The organism is Nitrosomonas sp. ANs5, assembly GCF_050584665.1.
Taxonomy (GTDB): Bacteria; Pseudomonadota; Gammaproteobacteria; order Burkholderiales; family Nitrosomonadaceae; genus Nitrosomonas.
On sequence record NZ_JBEUDO010000002.1, the window covers coordinates 75,347 to 90,936 of the forward strand.

Below are 15,590 nucleotides of genomic sequence, written 5' to 3' on the forward strand. Positions count from 1 at the left end.
GCACACCATACTGCCCAAAGTGCCGGTCGCCGGCAACCCGGCACCATATGCCAGATAGGCGCAAATGCACTGCGACAATACCGGCCACAGACCTCAAGGGGATGAGACGAGTTTTTGATCATACTTGTCCCACGTGACATTTAGATGATACTTGTCCAGCATGACACCTGACATTCAAAATCTGATACTTTAGACAGCTCTACATGCGGATTCTGTCATTCCCAACCAGACACCATCAAAATCATACTAACCAAGGAAGCTGAGAATGAAACTTGAAACATTGGCCCTGCATGCCGGCTACCAACCAGACCCCACCACCAAGGCCGTTGCCGTTCCCGTTTATCAGACGACTTCTTACGCCTTTGACGATGCGCAGCATGGCGCGGATTTGTTCGATCTCAAAGTCGCCGGCAATATCTATACCCGCATCATGAACCCCACCACGGATGTATTGGAGCAACGCATGGCGGCGATGGAAGGTGGGGTGGCGGCACTGGCAGTCGCCTCCGGCATGGCCGCAATCACTTACACCATCCAAACGCTGGCGGAAACCGGCGACAACATCGTTTCAACCAGCGAGCTGTACGGCGGCACCTATAACCTGTTCGCTCACACACTGCCGCGCCAGGGGATCGAAGTCCGCTTTGCCAACAAAGAGGATTTCGCTGCGATCGAAAGCAGAATCGATACCCGCACCAAACTCATATTCTGCGAATCCATCGGCAATCCGTCCGGCAGTATCGTCGATTTGGAAGCACTGGCCAAGCTGGCCCACCGCCATGGCATTCCGCTGGTAGTCGACAATACCGTACCCAGCCCAGCCCTGTGGCGGCCAATCGAACAAGGTGCCGATATTATCGTCACCGCCGCGACCAAATATATTGGCGGTCACGGCAACTCCATAGGCGGCGTGATTATCGACTCGGGCCAATTTCCCTGGGCCGATCACCAAGAACGCTTTCCACTCCTCAACACCCCCGATGTCTCCTACCATGGCGTCGTCTACACCGAAGCTTTCGGTCCCGCCGCTTTTATAGGCCGCTGCCGTGTCGTGCCGCTGCGCAACATGGGGGCTGCCCTGTCCCCGATGAACGCCTTCCTGCTTTTGCAGGGACTGGAAACCCTCACCTTGCGCATGGAACGCATCTGCCAGAATGCACGCAAGGTTGCAGAATACCTGCAGACTCATGATGCCGTGTCCTGGGTCAATTATGCGGGCCTGCCCGGCCATAAGGACCATGCGCTAGCACAGAAATATATGCAAGGCCAGGCATCGGGCATTCTCAGTTTTGGCTTGAAGGCAGGACGTGAAGCGACACGCCGTTTCTATGATGCCTTGCAGATTTTTCTGCGGCTGGTCAACATCGGTGATTGCAAATCACTGGCCTCTATTCCAGCAGAAACCACCCATCGCCAGTTGAACGATGAAGAGTTGAAATCGGCAGGGGTTCTGCCCGAGATGGTGCGTTTATCGATTGGCATCGAGCACATCGATGATCTGATTGCTGATCTGGATCAGGCCTTGCGCAAGATCTGATCAATCCAAGCGTTTTGATCAGATCGATGCAAAAAGCGATCGTCAGGATGGGCAATGGAGGTATACGGCCATGCTGCAGCATTTTTTGCCGCGCCACGCGATCATACAGCCAAACAGGCAGATTCAGCCAAACGATATTGCCACACAGGGATATCGCTTGCATGAATGCCGGATTTACTTGTTATACTGCATAGTTCTGAAAATAAAAACTGTTAACCAAATTCCTAGTGGAGGACTTGAATGGATGTTTCAAGCATAGCGGTCGGATTCCTGGCAGGCGCCGCAACGACCTATCTTGCAAGCTACTTCTTGAAATCTAAAACAGCAGCGACAGCGACAACCCAAACCGCTTTCGCCAGCTCAGTCAACTTGCCAGACCAATTATGGCAAGCGCATGAAAAACTGCTAACGGAAATGAAACAGGATCTGGACAATCCGGAATTTCAGTTCCATCGCGAATTCTACGTGATGAAAAAAGGCTGGGGGTGGAGCCGTTGGGGATTCCATCGCAAGGGTCCCTGCCTGGCCTATTTCCTGGATGATCACGACAATCTATTGCAACAGCTCGATACTCTCGCTGCGCATGGCCTGATCAGCAACCAAGGCGAAACCGACAAAAATACGATCAAATTCCGCTTGAATGATAAATTCGTGGAATTGCTGCGTGGCAGGAAAGACTGAAAGCACTCTGCAATTTCCACGAATTACCGGACCTACAGCAATAAATTTTCCAGCGTCAACCGGTATATTCTGGACAATCGCTCGATATCTGCAATGTCTACACATTCATTGAGTTTGTGTATCGTCGCATTGCGTGGACCAAACTCCACCACCTGACGGCAAATATCAGCAATGAAGCGGCCATCGGATGTGCCGCCAGAAGTCGAAAGTGCGGGTTCAACTGAAGTCACGGTTCGAACCGCGGCACTGAGTGCTTCGGCCAGTTCTGCTCTGGGCGTGAGATATGGCTTTCCGGAAAGTGACCAGGTCAGTGCATACTCCAAACTATGTCGGTCGAGGATTTCATGTACGCGCGCCTTGAGCGATTCAACTGTACTAGCGGTAGAAAAGCGGAAATTGAACAACAAATTCATTTCACCCGGAATGACATTGGTTGCGCCGGTACCGCCATGGATATTGGAAACATGCCAGGTGGTCGGGGGAAAATATTCATTGCCTTCATCCCATGCGGTTTGGGCAAGCTCGGCGATGGCTGGCGCAGCCAGATGGATGGGATTTTTAGCCAGATGGGGATAGGCGATATGGCCTTGCACACCCTTGATAGTCAGATTCCCGGACAGACTGCCACGACGGCCATTTTTGATAGTGTCTCCCAGGGTATCGGTGCAAGTGGGTTCTCCAACAATGCAGTAATCTATCTGCTCTCCCCTTGCCTGAAGCGCTTCCACAACCTTGACAGTACCATCGATTGCCGGACCTTCCTCGTCTGAAGTGATCAAGAGCGCAATCGACCCTTTATGGTCGGGATGCGCCTCGACAAATGCTTCGATAGCGGTAACGAAAGCGGCAAGCGAGGTTTTCATGTCGGCGGCACCGCGTCCGAAAAGCTTGCCATCGCGAATCGTCGGCGTGAACGGATCGCTATCCCACTGGGCAAGCGGCCCTGTCGGGACAACATCGGTATGCCCGGCAAAACATACCACCGGTCCGTCAGTCCCGCGGCGCGCCCACAGATTATCAACCTCCCCATGGCGCATCGGCTCGATATGAAACTCAAGGTCAGCAAGGCGGTTCATCAGGATTTTCTGACAGCCATCATCGTCAGGCGTCAGCGAGCGGCGCGCAATCAACATTTGCGCAAGTGTCAGAGTGTCATTAGACATATAGGATTTCCTCGATTTGAATTCCCGATCGAAATGTTCGGCAATGTAGGGATTAATTCTTCTGGAGCATGCGCAAAGCGTTACGGCCACGCGCTCCCAGAAAAAAACTTTCAATGAATGGATGCTCAACAGCAATCACGGCAGGAATGGATCCCAGGGCAATGATGCGGCGCTCTGCCAGCACTGCGACCCGGTCGGATATCGCCACCAGTGTATCCAGATCATGGGTCACCATGACGATGGTCAAAGTGAGCTCCTTGCGCAACGTTTGAATGAGATCGACAAAGCTTTCGCTCAACGCGGGATCAAGGCCTGCAGTCGGCTCATCCAGAAACAAGAGTTCGGGATCAAGCGCCAGGGCCCGCGCCAGCGCCACTCGCTTGATCATGCCGCCTGAAAGTTCTGCCGGCATTTTATAGGCGTGCCGGGCTTCGACCCCCACCATATCGAGCTTCAGCATAACCAGATCGCGAATCAGGCTCTCGCGCAGATTGCGCAGCTCCCGCAGCGGTAGAGCAATATTGTCATACACGTTCAACGCGCTGAACAAAGCGCCCCGCTGAAACAGTACCCCAAGACGGACTCGTAATTTTTTTTGGTCCTCATGGCTGCAATCATAGCGCGAAGCGCCAAGCACCCGCACGCTGCCTTGTGCGGGCGCCTCGAGGCCAAGCATCTGACGCAGCAAGGTGGTCTTGCCACTGCCGGATCCACCCACCAACGCCAGCACTTCTCCACGCAGCACGGTGAGGTCGATATCCTCATGGACCACATGCTGACCAAAGCGGGTATGCAAGCCGCAAATCTCGATCACCCAATCGGGGTTTTGCATCAGCCAACGATCCTCAGACCTACGTTGGAGAACACGACTGCGAAAATGGCATCGATGATGATTACGGCAGTAATCGAAACGACCACCGAATTGGTCGTACCCTCCCCCAAGCTTTCGGTATTCGGCTTGATACGCAAACCAAAATGACAGGCGATCAATGCAATGGTCATACCGCAGACCAGGCCTTTGCCCAGCGCCAGCCATAAATTGACAACCGGCACAGCGTCCGGCAGGCTGGTCAATGCATAACGAAAGCTCAATCCTATTTGCAGGTCTGCAGCCATGATGCCTCCCAGCAGTGCAATGGCGCTGGTCCAGACGACAATCAGCGGCAAGGCGATGCCTAGGCCGATGATTTTTGGCAGGATCAGCCGCACACTATAGGGAATACCCATCACGGTCAAAGCATCCAGCTCCTCGGTCACTCGCATGACGCCAAGCTGGGCAGTCATGGAAGAGCCCGAACGGCCAGCCACCAATATGGCCGCCAGCATCGGACCGAGTTCACGAATGATGCTCATACCGAGAATATTGACGATAAAAATATCCGCCCCGAACATATGGAGCTGTTCGGAAGAGAGATAGCTCAGCACGATGCCGATCAAAAATCCGACTATCGCCGTAATACCCAGCGCTTGCGCACCAGTACGAAACAAGTTGGCGGAAATTTCGCGCACCGGAATTTTACTGGGATGCGCGATCAAATACAGAATATCCAGCGCGACCTGACCGGATAAGGCAATAATACCGCCCACATGACTCAGAAACAGAAAAAACTGCCTGCCAAGCATGGTAACCGGCAAAAATGCGCTGGAATGAGGTGATACCGGCAAAGGTACGGCCTTTTCCAAACGCATGAACATTTTCTCTTGTTCGGGCCGCAACGACAAATGCTTTGGACGCTGCCCGCCCCAAGCCTGCCAGAGCATCGCCGCCCCGGTATAATCCATTTGCTGGATGCCTGTCAGATCCCAGTGGACACCGGATTGTGCAGCCAGGCGCGTCAATTCACGCGCCAATCCTGGTAGCGAGCGGTCCAGCGTCATCAAAGTGTAACTGCCGGCAAGCTGTACACAAGTGCGCTCGCCCTGAACGACAAGTCGATACCAAGTATCGTCGGTCCTGGTTGATGGGTTGAAAGACATCGGTATTTTATTCCAAGATGTGACGGATCACGGCCGACCACCATCCAAGCTTTAAAGCTACTGGCCTCCTACATGTGGCTCGATCGGCCACCATGACGATAAGACCAGACCAATAGCGCCGCACCCGCAATAATCATCGGCAACGACAGCCATTGCCCCATGCTGATACCCAAAGTCATGATGCCTAGGAATCCATCATCCGGCTCGCGGTAAAATTCGACGAACGAACGAAACACACCATAGCCGATGAGGAACACGCCGGAAACGGCACCCAATGGCCTTGGTTTGGCGGAGTAAACCCAGACCAGTATGAACAGGGCCAGACCCTCCAGGGCGAATTCATATAATTGTGAGGGATGGCGCGGCAAATTATCCACATGCGGAAATATCATTCCCCAAGGCACATCGGTAGGACGTCCCCACAATTCGCCATTGATGAAATTGCCTATCCGGCCCGCACCCAGACCAGGCGGAATCAGAGGCGCGATAAAATCAGTAATCGACAGCCAGGACAACTGATATTTTCGTGCCAGCCAGATCATCGCCACGACGACACCGAGAAAACCGCCATGGAAAGACATCCCGCCTTGCCAAATAAAGAAAATTTCCAGGGGATGCTGCAGGTAATAGTCCGGTTGATAAAACAGGACATGACCTAGCCGACCGCCAATGATGACGCCGAGCACGCCATAGAACAACGTATCGTCGAGTATTTCCCGGGTGAAAACACTGCCGGGCCGTTGCTTGATGCGATAGCGCCCGAGCAAGATGAACAACAGGAAGCCAAGCAGATACATCAGCCCATACCAGCGAATGGCCAGCGGACCGATGGAAAGCGCAATCGGGTCAAATTGTGGGTGAACGAGCATAGGTAGCGGTCTGACTTACGGTAAAATAGCTATTATACGGCAACGCTTGCTGACCGCAGTAGCCATCCAGTTTGAATCGTAAACATATTTAAGGAATCATTATGCCAGATAATCGACGTAGCCAGGCTATCACCCAAGGTGCCAAACGTACTCCCAATCGCGCCATGCTGAGAGCAGTCGGGTTCGGAGATGGCGATTTCGACAAACCGATTGTTGGAATTGCCAATGGATTCTCCACCATCACGCCATGCAACATGGGGCTGGACACCCTCACCCAATGTGCGGAACACGCACTCAAGACTTCCGGCGCCATGCCCCAGGTGTTCGGCACGATTACGGTATCGGACGGCATCTCCATGGGTACCGAAGGCATGAAATACTCACTCGTTTCACGCGAAGTGATTGCCGATTCAATCGAAACTGCGGTGCAGGCGGAGAGCATGGATGGGGTGATCGCTATCGGTGGCTGCGACAAAAACATGCCGGGCGCCGTGATTGCGCTGGCCAGAATGAATGTGCCGGCCATTTTCGTCTATGGTGGCACCATCAAACCCGGCCATTACCGTGGCCGCGATTTGACGATAGTCAGCGCCTTCGAGGCGGTCGGCCAATATACGGCTCACAGGATCGATGAACAGGAATTGCTGGAAGTCGAACGCCATGCCTGCCCGGGTGCGGGTTCCTGCGGCGGCATGTATACCGCCAACACGATGTCATCCGCGATCGAGGCAATGGGATTGAGTCTGCCCCATTCGTCGACGATGGCGGCCGAGGACGAAGAGAAACGGATCAGTGCCGCGCGTTCGGCAGAAGTGCTGGTGGAGGCGATCAAGAAACAGATTCTATCCCGCGACCTTATCACCCGCAAAGCATTGGAAAATGCCGTATCGGTGGTCATGGCCGTAGGCGGGTCGACCAACGCCGTCTTGCATTTGCTGGCCATTGCCCATGCGGCAGAAGTCGACTTCTGTATCGATGATTTCGAAGCGATCCGTGCGCGCGTGCCAGTATTGTGCGACCTGAAGCCATCGGGCCGCTATGTCACAACCGATCTGCACAAGGCGGGCGGCATTCCGCAAGTCATGAAAATGCTGCTCGACCACGACTTGTTGCATGGCGACTGCCTGACCATCAGCGGGCAGACGGTTGCGGAAACCCTCCGGGATATTCCGGCTCAGCCCCGCCCCGATCAGGATGTCATCCGGCCATGGGACCATCCGGTCTATGCTCAGGGCCATCTGGCAATCCTGAAAGGCAATCTATCTCCCGAAGGCTCGGTTGCCAAGATATCTGGCATCAAAAAACCGGTCATTACCGGCCCTGCCCGCGTATTCGATTCCGAAGAGGCCTGTATGGCAGCAATCCTGGAGCGCACAATTCAGCCCGGCGACGTTGTCGTCATTCGTTACGAAGGCCCGAAAGGGGGGCCAGGGATGCGGGAAATGCTCTCCCCCACCTCAGCATTGATCGGCGAGGGACTGGGTGACTCTGTCGGACTGATTACCGATGGACGTTTCTCCGGGGGCACCTATGGCATGGTAGTGGGCCACGTCGCACCGGAGGCGTTTGCAGGCGGTGTGATCGGATTGGTGGAAGAAGGCGACTCGATCACGATTGACGCCCACCAGCGCCTGCTGCAACTCAACGTAACCGAAGATGAACTGGTGCGCCGCCGCGCTGCCTGGCAACCGCCTGCCCCACGCTATACGCGCGGCGTACTGGCAAAATATGCCAAACTGGTGTCTTCGGCCAGCCGCGGTGCGGTAACCGATTAATCGCCATCGAACGGTCTTTCAATGCCCAATCGCCTCATTGCGGAAACCAGTCCCTACCTGTTACAGCATGCCGACAACCCAGTGGATTGGCATCCCTGGGACGATGTGGCATTGAACATGGCACGCGTTCAGGACAAGCCGATCTTGCTTTCGATTGGCTACTCCGCGTGCCATTGGTGCCATGTCATGGCCCAGGAATCGTTCGAAGATCCGGCAGTGGCGGCCATCATGAATCGGCATTTTGTCAATATCAAAGTTGACCGGGAAGAGCGCCCCGATCTTGACCAGATTTATCAGAATGCACATTACATGCTGAATCACCGTTCAGGCGGCTGGCCACTAACCATGTTTCTGACGCCCGAGCAAAAACCCTTCTTTGGCGGTACCTATTTCCCCAAAACAGCGCGCTACGGCATACCCGGCTTTCTGGAACTGTTGCCAAAAGTAGCAGCAGTCTACCGCGACCGCAAACCCGATGTCGCGCAACAGAATGCTGAATTGCTGAAGCTATTTGCACAATCGCTGCCTGCAAAAAGTGCGAACGCCTTGCCATTAGCCCGGGAGCCGATTGAACAGGCGTGGTGGCAGTTACGCCACCTTTTCGATGCAACCCATGGTGGCTTTGGCGATGCCCCCAAATTTCTGCATCCGGTCGAACTGCAGTTTTGCCTGCGTCGCGCTGTACTCGAGGAAAATGCAGAGGCCTTGCACGTTGTCACCCACACCTTGGAAAAAATGGCCACAGGCGGCCTCTACGACCAACTCGGTGGCGGATTCTACCGCTATAGCACGGATCGTTATTGGCGTATTCCACATTTCGAGAAAATGCTGTATGACAACGCATTGTTGCTCCATCTCTACACAGAAGCATGGCTGGTCACCGGAAACCCGCTGTTCCAGTGTATCGTGGAGGAAACCATCGCCTGGGTGTTGCGCGAGATGCAACCGGGGACAGACCAGAGTCATGGTTATTATTCCTCACTCGACGCTGATTCGGAGCATGCAGAAGGCAAATACTACGTCTGGAGTCAGCAAGAGATCAAAGCCATGCTGTCACCCGACGAGTACGCAGTGATGGCGCCTTACTACGGCCTGGATCGCCCTCCCAATTTTGAGGACGAGTACTGGCATCTCGAGGTCGTGCAGCCGGCACCAGTTGTTGCCATGCGAAATGCCATCGATGTGCAAACTACACAACAGCAGATTGCAGCAGCGCGCCGGAAATTACTGAACAAGCGCAACGACCGCACCCGGCCCGGGTGCGACGAAAAAATCCTGACGAGCTGGAATGCCTTGATGATCAAAAGCATGGCACGTGCCGGTCAGGTATTCGAGCGTCCCGACTGGATTTTTTCAGCGATGCGGACCATGGATTTTATCCAGGCTAACCTGTGGAAAAATGGTCACCTGCTTGCCAGTTATAAGGCTGGCAAAGCACACTTGAATGCCTATCTGGATGATTATGCTTTTTTACTGGATGCTTTGTTAACCCTCATCCAGGTTGAATTCCGACAGAGTGACCTAGATTTTGCCATTGACCTGGCAGAAGTACTACTGAGCCAGTTTGAAGACCCGACTGCGGGTGGCTTTTTCTTTACCAGCGAGGACCATGAAACACTCATCCACCGCCCCAAGAGCGGCCATGATGATGCGATTCCCGCCGGCAACGGGATTGCGGCAATCGCGCTGCAGCGGCTGGGACATTTACTGAATACACCACGCTATCTTGCGTCAGCCGAGCGCGTCCTCGATGTGTTTTCCACAACCCTAACGCAACATGCGCACACCCATTGCAGCTTGCTGATGGCGTTGGAAGAACACCTGGAACCCGCACCATGGGTGATACTGCGCGGAGATAAAACAGCCTTGCAAACATGGCTGCCGGCACTGATTCCTTACTCTCTGACATCAATGCCGATTGCGCTACCATTGGAACTTTCCGGATTGCCCGAGTGTCTGAGAAAGCAGCCTTCCCCAGATGGAACGGTCAATGCCTGGGTATGTGCAGGCAGGCGCTGCCTGCCTGTGATTCATGAATTAAAGGAATTACTGCAAGTCTGCAAGGTTCGGGGTAAAATAGTGGCCCCTTTATCATTCAAAAAAGGAAAAATATGATGAAAACAGCTTGGTTAGGCACTTTCGCCGCTTCAGCTCTGTTAGTGACAAGTTTCGCTCAGGCAGATGCCGAACTGGCGAAAAAAAGCAATTGTACCGCTTGTCACCAAATGGACATCAAAACCGTCGGTCCTGCACTGAAAGACATCGCCGCTAAATATGCTGGCGAAGAAGGTGCGTCGGACAAACTGGCAGGAAAAATCAAGAATGGTAGCAGCGGTGCTTGGGGCCAAATCCCAATGCCACCTAATGTCAATGTCAGCGAAGAAAATGCCAAAATTCTGGCAGAATGGATTTTGTCGCTCAAATAAGCTGATTTATTGAGCATAAAATCAGGCCGATACCGAATTACGTATCGGCTTTTTTATTATATGCATAGGCCTTGATCTGTCTCTAAGCCGGATGCATGCAGTTATGGACAATCCCTCGTCAGTCTTAGTGCGTCAACGCACCCCCTATGCACGATGGCTGCGGCCCCTGCATAGGTGCTGGACGCATGGCATGCACCACTCTGAAACCGACAATAGCCCAGAAGCCTATTGATCAGGTAACGGCGAAACTTCAAAGCACGTCGCTTATAAACATATCTTCACGTCGCAAGGATTGATCGATGACGATCGAACACATCATATTTGGCGCAGGCTGTTTTTGGGGCGTGGAAGCCGTGTTTCGGCGCGTGCCAGGCGTCACCGATGCCATCTGTGGCTATGCTGGCGGACATGCCGCCAATCCCGACTATCGGGCTGTTTGCAGCGGCACAACAGGACATGCCGAAGTTGTACGGGTCACATACGATTCAATGATCGTATCCCTGGAAAAATTGCTCGAAGCATTCTGGAACTGCCACGACCCGACTACTCTCAACAGACAGGGCCCAGACATCGGCTCCCAGTATCGATCCGCCATTTATTTCTTCACGGCCGCTCAGGAATCAGCAGCACAACGATCCCGAGCGCAAGCCCAGCAAAGCGGGCGCTGGCCGGATCCCATCGCCACAGAAATTCTCCCCGCCAGCCAGTTCTATCCAGCGGAGGATTATCACCAGCATTATTTTGAAAAACACGGCCTTCAACATGACTGACTGCTGAGGCGCGCGCGGATACGGAATTTCTTTGCTATGATTGATCCAAAATCCAATATAATAAATAAATGAGTTGTTTATTCGTGATTAGTGCGCCATCCGGCGCGGGTAAAACCAGTGTTGTCCATGGCCTTCTCCAGACTGATGTAGCGGTGAGCCTGTCAATTTCCTATACGACCCGCCCACCCAGAGAGAATGAAGTGAATGGCCGCGATTATGCATTTGTCGACCAGGCCATGTTCAGGAAAATGCTCGAAGGCGGGGAATTTTTGGAAAGTGCCGAAGTCTACGGTAATTTTTATGGCACATCCCGACGCTGGATCGAGGAAACCATGGCAGCAGGACAGGATGTATTGCTGGAAATAGACTGCCAGGGCGCTCAGCAGGTGCGCCAGCTCTATCCGCAATCGACATCGATTTTCATTCTGCCGCCCTCACTGGAGATTCTCGAGCAACGCCTGAGACAGCGTGGCCTGGATGAAAACAGAATTATCGAGCGCCGCCTATCGGCGGCACGTGACGAAGTCGGCCATTTAAACAAATTCGATTATGTGGTCGTTAACCACAGACTGGAACAAGCCGTGCAGGAAGTCGCCTGCATCGTGCGTGCAGAACGCTTGAAAACGATGCGCCAGCTTGTCAGTCAGCGCAAGCTGATAGCACAATTCGCTTGAGGGCACCTCTAAAAATTCAGCGTTTTAAACAAGACGAGGCGAGAACAAAAAATGTTGACGCAGCATATGATGGATGTGTAAGGAGACATTTTTTGTGAACAACGACGTATTGTGACGAAATATGGATTTTTAGAGGTGCCCTTGATTTTGTATTTCTGAAAGATAGTCAATCTGGAGTTTATTCACTATGGCACGTATTACTGTTGACGATTGTCTGAAAATGATACCCAACCGCTTTAACATGACGTTGGCAGCGACTGCCCGGGCGCGACAAATCTCGGTCGGCTCCACGCCGATGGTCGACGCGGAGCGTGACAAACCGACCGTCATTGCCTTGCGCGAATTGGCACAAGGCAAATACGGCGCAGAAATTATCAATTCAACCCGCTAATCGAACTCCCTGATTGCACCCGCAGCGCTTGTCGCATAGACCATCACATTCGCTGCAAATTTTCATTTTATCGGGCCAAGCCGTCACGTCCTCACGCAACACATGGCCTGGCTTCATTTCCCCGGGATTTATAGATTCAGGTGGCAAGCACAATTGGCTGCCATCGGCCTCTGTCCCACCTGCTGTTCACAAAACGGCGCTATAATTCTCGTTTTTGCTATAAACGGGTAAACATTTATGACCACGATAGTATCAGCACGGCGCGGTCGACAGGTAGCGCTGGGCGGCGATGGCCAAGTAACACTTGGCGCGGTAGTGGCCAAAGCCAGTGCGCGTAAGGTACGCAGGCTATACCATGAAAAAATTCTGGCGGGATTCGCGGGGGGTACAGCAGATGCATTCACCCTGTTCGAACGTTTCGAAGGTAAACTGGAAAAACATCAGGGCCATTTGATGCGGTCTGCAGTCGAACTCGCCAAGGACTGGCGCACTGACCGTATCTTACGCCGCCTGGAAGCCATGCTTGTCGTCGCCGATCACGAAGTAACGCTGATCATCACTGGTGCCGGTGATGTCATTGAGCCCGAGCAAAGCCTGGCAGCAATCGGCAGTGGCGGTGCCTATGCGCAGGCTGCCGCCCGTGCGTTATTGGAAAATACCGATTTGAGCGCTCAGGAAATCGTCGCCAAGGCGTTGGCCATTGCTGGGGATATTTGCATCTACACCAATCAGGCGCATGTCATCGAGCAGCTTGACTGACACCAACAATAACCCACAGCCAGGAAAATTCATCATGTCACACATGACTCCACAGGAAATCGTCCACGAGTTGGACAAACATATCATCGGCCAAGAGACAGCCAAGCGTGCTGTCGCCATTGCTCTCCGCAACCGCTGGCGTAGACAGCAGGTAGATGAACCACTACGCCAGGAAATCACACCCAAAAATATTTTGATGATTGGCCCGACTGGTGTCGGCAAAACCGAAATCGCCAGACGGCTGGCGAGACTGGCTGATGCACCCTTCATCAAGATCGAAGCAACCAAATTTACCGAAGTGGGTTATGTCGGACGCGATGTCGATTCCATCATTCGCGATTTGGTAGAATCCGCCATCAAACAAGGGCGCGAACGCGAGATCAGCAAGAACCGGCCGCTGGCGGAAGACCGGGCGGAAGAACGAATCCTCGACGCATTGTTGCCGCCTGCGCGCGATCCTGATTTCCGCTCGGATCAGCATGAAGAAAGCAGTGCAACCCGCCAGAAGTTCCGCAAAAAATTGCGCGAAGGCGATCTGGATGACAAGGAAATCGATATTGAAGTTGCATTGACACAAGCCAGCATGGAGATCTTCGCCCCACCTGGCATGGAGGAGTTGACTTCCCAGATCCAGAGCATGTTCCAGAACATGGGTACGAGCAAAAAGAAAACGCGCCGGCTCAGCATCCGGGAAGCCAAGAAACTGCTCACCGAGGAAGAAGCTTCCCGTCTGGTCAACGACGAGGAATTAAAGCTGCGCGCCACCCAGAATGTCGAGCAGAACGGGATCGTATTTCTTGATGAAATTGACAAGATCACCAGCCGCTCGGATACTTCCGGTTCCGATATCTCGCGCCAGGGCGTGCAACGGGATTTACTCCCATTGGTGGAAGGCACCACGATCTCCACCAAATACGGCATGATCCGCACTGATCATATCCTGTTCATTGCGAGTGGCGCATTTCATCTGGCCAAACCCTCCGATCTCATTCCTGAATTGCAAGGGCGCTTCCCGATCCGGGTGGAACTGGACAGTCTCAGCGCCAAGGATTTCGAGCAAATCCTCACCAATACCGATGCCTGCCTCATCCGACAATACCAGGCATTGCTCAAGACCGAAGGCATAGAACTGAAATTTTCAGAAGATGCGATCAAACGCCTGGCCGAAATCGCTTCCCTGGTCAACGAGAAAACCGAGAATATCGGTGCGCGCAGATTACATACTGTCATGGAAAAGCTGCTGGAAGAAATGTCTTTCAACGCGACCCGGCACAGTGGTACTACCCTGGTTATCGATGCCGCTTATGTCGACCAACGTCTTGGAGAACTCTCGCAAAGCGAGGATCTGGCTCGCTACGTGCTATAAGCCCCGATTATGCGAGAGGTTGTCGTCCTGAGCGGCGCCAGAACCGCCGTCGGCAGTTATGGCGGAGCGCTCAAAGATCTGGCACCTGCCACCCTTGCCAGCCGGGTGGTGATGGAAGCGGTCGCCCGGGCCAGAATCGATCTGGCAGCCATCGGTCATCTGATCGCCGGTCATGTCATTCCCACCGAAGCACGCGACATGTATCTAGGACGAGTCGCCGCACTCGAAGCGGGCCTGCCACAGTCGATCGCGGCGCTGACCCTGAACCGTGTCTGCGGCAGCGGTTTGCAGGCAATCATTTCCGCCGCCCAGGCCATCCTGCTGGGTGACACCCAGGCGTCGGTGGCCACAGGCACGGAATCGATGAGTCGAGGCGGCTATCTCCTGCCCACGCTACGCTGGGGGCAGCGCATGCAGGACAGCACTGCCGTCGATCTGATGGTGGGTGCGTTGACGGATCCATTCGATCGTGTTCACATGGGCACGACCGCCGAGAATATCGCCCAGAAATGGGGCATCACCCGCGCGCAGCAGGATCAGTTTGCACTCGAAAGCCACCGACGCGCCATACATGCCATCGAAAACGGTTATTTCCGCGAACAAATCGTACCCATAGAAGTGCCTGCGCGGAAAGGGATCAAGCGGTTCGAGGTGGACGAGCATCCCCGTGATAACGTGAGCATGGAATCCCTGGGCAGGCTGGAGCCTGTTTTCCAGGAACATGGCACAGTCACGGCTGGCAACGCCTCCGGCATTAACGATGGCGCCGCTGCATTGGTGCTTGCAGAAGCAAACTGGGCGCGCCAGCAGAATCTGGAACCTATCGCACGTCTGGTCGCCTATGCGCATGCCGGTGTGGACCCTCGTTACATGGGTATGGGTCCGGTGCCTGCAGTCGAACGGGCTCTGAATCGTGCCGGGCTCAAATTGGCCGACATGGATGTGATCGAATCCAACGAAGCTTTTGCCGTTCAAGCCTGCGCGGTCGCGCAGGCGCTCGATTTCGATTTGGACAAGACCAACCCGAATGGCGGTGCGGTGGCATTGGGACACCCGGTTGGTGCCACCGGCTGTATCCTGGCTATCAAGGCCATTTTTGAGCTGAGGCGCCGTGGCGGACGCTATGCCCTGGTCACTTTGTGTATTGGTGGCGGGCAAGGCATTGCTGCAGTTTTTGAGCGACTCTAATAACATTTTTTTCA

General features: G+C 53.9%; 15 protein-coding genes. 11 read left to right on the forward strand and 4 right to left on the reverse strand.

All coding sequences use genetic code 11. The features are described 5' to 3' along the window. Positions 1-265: 265 nt before the first annotated feature. The gene (locus ABTW62_RS00985; protein WP_430902708.1) at positions 266-1,537 is read left to right on the forward strand and encodes an O-acetylhomoserine aminocarboxypropyltransferase/cysteine synthase family protein; all 1,272 of its coding nucleotides are present in this window, start codon (positions 266-268) and stop codon (positions 1,535-1,537) included. A gap of 240 nt (positions 1,538-1,777) precedes the next feature. After that, positions 1,778-2,218 carry a hypothetical protein gene (locus tag ABTW62_RS00990; RefSeq protein ID WP_430902709.1) on the forward strand — a complete coding sequence of 147 codons (441 nt, stop codon included), beginning with the start codon at positions 1,778-1,780 and terminating at the stop codon, positions 2,216-2,218. 32 nt (positions 2,219-2,250) lie between these two features. Here ABTW62_RS00990 and dapE read toward each other — a convergent pair whose 3' ends face one another. The 4 genes from dapE to lgt form a co-directional block, all read right to left on the reverse strand. Beyond that, complete coding sequence (dapE, locus tag ABTW62_RS00995; RefSeq protein WP_430902710.1) at positions 2,251-3,381, reverse strand: succinyl-diaminopimelate desuccinylase; 1,131 nt, start codon at positions 3,379-3,381, stop codon at positions 2,251-2,253. A 52-nt stretch (positions 3,382-3,433) separates the two neighbouring features. Then, positions 3,434-4,213: an ABC transporter ATP-binding protein gene (locus ABTW62_RS01000; RefSeq protein ID WP_430902711.1), complete on the reverse strand. Its 780-nt coding sequence runs from the start codon at positions 4,211-4,213 to the stop codon at positions 3,434-3,436. Continuing rightward, positions 4,213-5,358, reverse strand: coding sequence for an ABC transporter permease (locus ABTW62_RS01005; protein ID WP_430902712.1), 1,146 nt, complete (start codon positions 5,356-5,358; stop codon positions 4,213-4,215). The genes ABTW62_RS01000 and ABTW62_RS01005 overlap by 1 nt, the downstream gene beginning before the upstream one ends. 68 nt (positions 5,359-5,426) lie before the next feature. Then, entirely contained in the window at positions 5,427-6,227 is an 801-nt protein-coding gene (gene lgt, locus ABTW62_RS01010) for a prolipoprotein diacylglyceryl transferase (RefSeq protein ID WP_430902713.1), read from the reverse strand. A gap of 101 nt (positions 6,228-6,328) precedes the next feature. Here lgt and ilvD point away from each other — a divergent pair, with 101 nt between their 5' ends. The 9 genes from ilvD to bktB all read left to right on the forward strand — a co-directional run bounded on the left by ilvD (position 6,329) and on the right by bktB (position 15,576). Beyond that, positions 6,329-8,002, forward strand: a complete 1,674-nt coding sequence (gene ilvD / locus ABTW62_RS01015) for a dihydroxy-acid dehydratase (RefSeq protein ID WP_430902714.1) — start codon at positions 6,329-6,331, stop codon at positions 8,000-8,002. Positions 8,003-8,023: 21 nt separating this feature from the next. Continuing rightward, positions 8,024-10,117, forward strand: a complete 2,094-nt coding sequence (locus ABTW62_RS01020) for a thioredoxin domain-containing protein (protein WP_430902715.1) — start codon at positions 8,024-8,026, stop codon at positions 10,115-10,117. Continuing rightward, complete coding sequence (locus tag ABTW62_RS01025) at positions 10,117-10,428, forward strand: c-type cytochrome (protein ID WP_430902716.1); 312 nt, start codon at positions 10,117-10,119, stop codon at positions 10,426-10,428. Before ABTW62_RS01020 ends, ABTW62_RS01025 begins: the two co-directional genes overlap by 1 nt. Before the next feature lie 299 nt (positions 10,429-10,727). Beyond that, positions 10,728-11,198: a peptide-methionine (S)-S-oxide reductase MsrA gene (gene msrA / locus ABTW62_RS01030; RefSeq protein ID WP_430902717.1), complete on the forward strand. Its 471-nt coding sequence runs from the start codon at positions 10,728-10,730 to the stop codon at positions 11,196-11,198. 68 nt (positions 11,199-11,266) lie between these two features. Further along, the gene (gene gmk, locus ABTW62_RS01035; protein ID WP_430902718.1) at positions 11,267-11,872 is read left to right on the forward strand and encodes a guanylate kinase; all 606 of its coding nucleotides are present in this window, start codon (positions 11,267-11,269) and stop codon (positions 11,870-11,872) included. Positions 11,873-12,059: 187 nt separating this feature from the next. Then, entirely contained in the window at positions 12,060-12,263 is a 204-nt protein-coding gene (gene rpoZ / locus ABTW62_RS01040; RefSeq protein ID WP_430902719.1) for a DNA-directed RNA polymerase subunit omega, read from the forward strand. A 237-nt stretch (positions 12,264-12,500) separates the two neighbouring features. Beyond that, positions 12,501-13,022 (forward strand): ATP-dependent protease subunit HslV, encoded by a 522-nt coding sequence (gene hslV, locus ABTW62_RS01045; RefSeq protein ID WP_430902720.1) that lies wholly within the window; start codon positions 12,501-12,503, stop codon positions 13,020-13,022. A 34-nt stretch (positions 13,023-13,056) separates the two neighbouring features. Further along, positions 13,057-14,388, forward strand: a complete 1,332-nt coding sequence (gene hslU / locus ABTW62_RS01050; RefSeq protein ID WP_430902721.1) for an ATP-dependent protease ATPase subunit HslU — start codon at positions 13,057-13,059, stop codon at positions 14,386-14,388. A gap of 9 nt (positions 14,389-14,397) precedes the next feature. Next, complete coding sequence (gene bktB, locus ABTW62_RS01055; RefSeq protein ID WP_430902722.1) at positions 14,398-15,576, forward strand: beta-ketothiolase BktB; 1,179 nt, start codon at positions 14,398-14,400, stop codon at positions 15,574-15,576. Positions 15,577-15,590 lie beyond the last annotated feature (14 nt).

What these genes read in the sequence shown, in the direction of transcription:
- ilvD (WP_430902714.1), top strand. Translation starts at nt 6,329, where the DNA reads ATGCCAGATAATCGACGTAGCCAGGCTATCACCCAAGGTGCCAAACGT.
- bktB (WP_430902722.1), top strand. Translation starts at nt 14,398, where the DNA reads ATGCGAGAGGTTGTCGTCCTGAGCGGCGCCAGAACCGCCGTCGGCAGT.
- hslU (WP_430902721.1), top strand. Translation starts at nt 13,057, where the DNA reads ATGTCACACATGACTCCACAGGAAATCGTCCACGAGTTGGACAAACAT.
- ABTW62_RS01000 (WP_430902711.1), bottom strand. Translation starts at nt 4,213, where the DNA reads ATGCAAAACCCCGATTGGGTGATCGAGATTTGCGGCTTGCATACCCGC.
- dapE (WP_430902710.1), bottom strand. Translation starts at nt 3,381, where the DNA reads ATGTCTAATGACACTCTGACACTTGCGCAAATGTTGATTGCGCGCCGC.
- hslV (WP_430902720.1), top strand. Translation starts at nt 12,501, where the DNA reads ATGACCACGATAGTATCAGCACGGCGCGGTCGACAGGTAGCGCTGGGC.
- rpoZ (WP_430902719.1), top strand. Translation starts at nt 12,060, where the DNA reads ATGGCACGTATTACTGTTGACGATTGTCTGAAAATGATACCCAACCGC.
- ABTW62_RS01020 (WP_430902715.1), top strand. Translation starts at nt 8,024, where the DNA reads ATGCCCAATCGCCTCATTGCGGAAACCAGTCCCTACCTGTTACAGCAT.
- msrA (WP_430902717.1), top strand. Translation starts at nt 10,728, where the DNA reads ATGACGATCGAACACATCATATTTGGCGCAGGCTGTTTTTGGGGCGTG.
- ABTW62_RS00985 (WP_430902708.1), top strand. Translation starts at nt 266, where the DNA reads ATGAAACTTGAAACATTGGCCCTGCATGCCGGCTACCAACCAGACCCC.
- lgt (WP_430902713.1), bottom strand. Translation starts at nt 6,227, where the DNA reads ATGCTCGTTCACCCACAATTTGACCCGATTGCGCTTTCCATCGGTCCG.
- ABTW62_RS00990 (WP_430902709.1), top strand. Translation starts at nt 1,778, where the DNA reads ATGGATGTTTCAAGCATAGCGGTCGGATTCCTGGCAGGCGCCGCAACG.
- gmk (WP_430902718.1), top strand. Translation starts at nt 11,267, where the DNA reads ATGAGTTGTTTATTCGTGATTAGTGCGCCATCCGGCGCGGGTAAAACC.
- ABTW62_RS01005 (WP_430902712.1), bottom strand. Translation starts at nt 5,358, where the DNA reads ATGTCTTTCAACCCATCAACCAGGACCGACGATACTTGGTATCGACTT.
- ABTW62_RS01025 (WP_430902716.1), top strand. Translation starts at nt 10,117, where the DNA reads ATGAAAACAGCTTGGTTAGGCACTTTCGCCGCTTCAGCTCTGTTAGTG.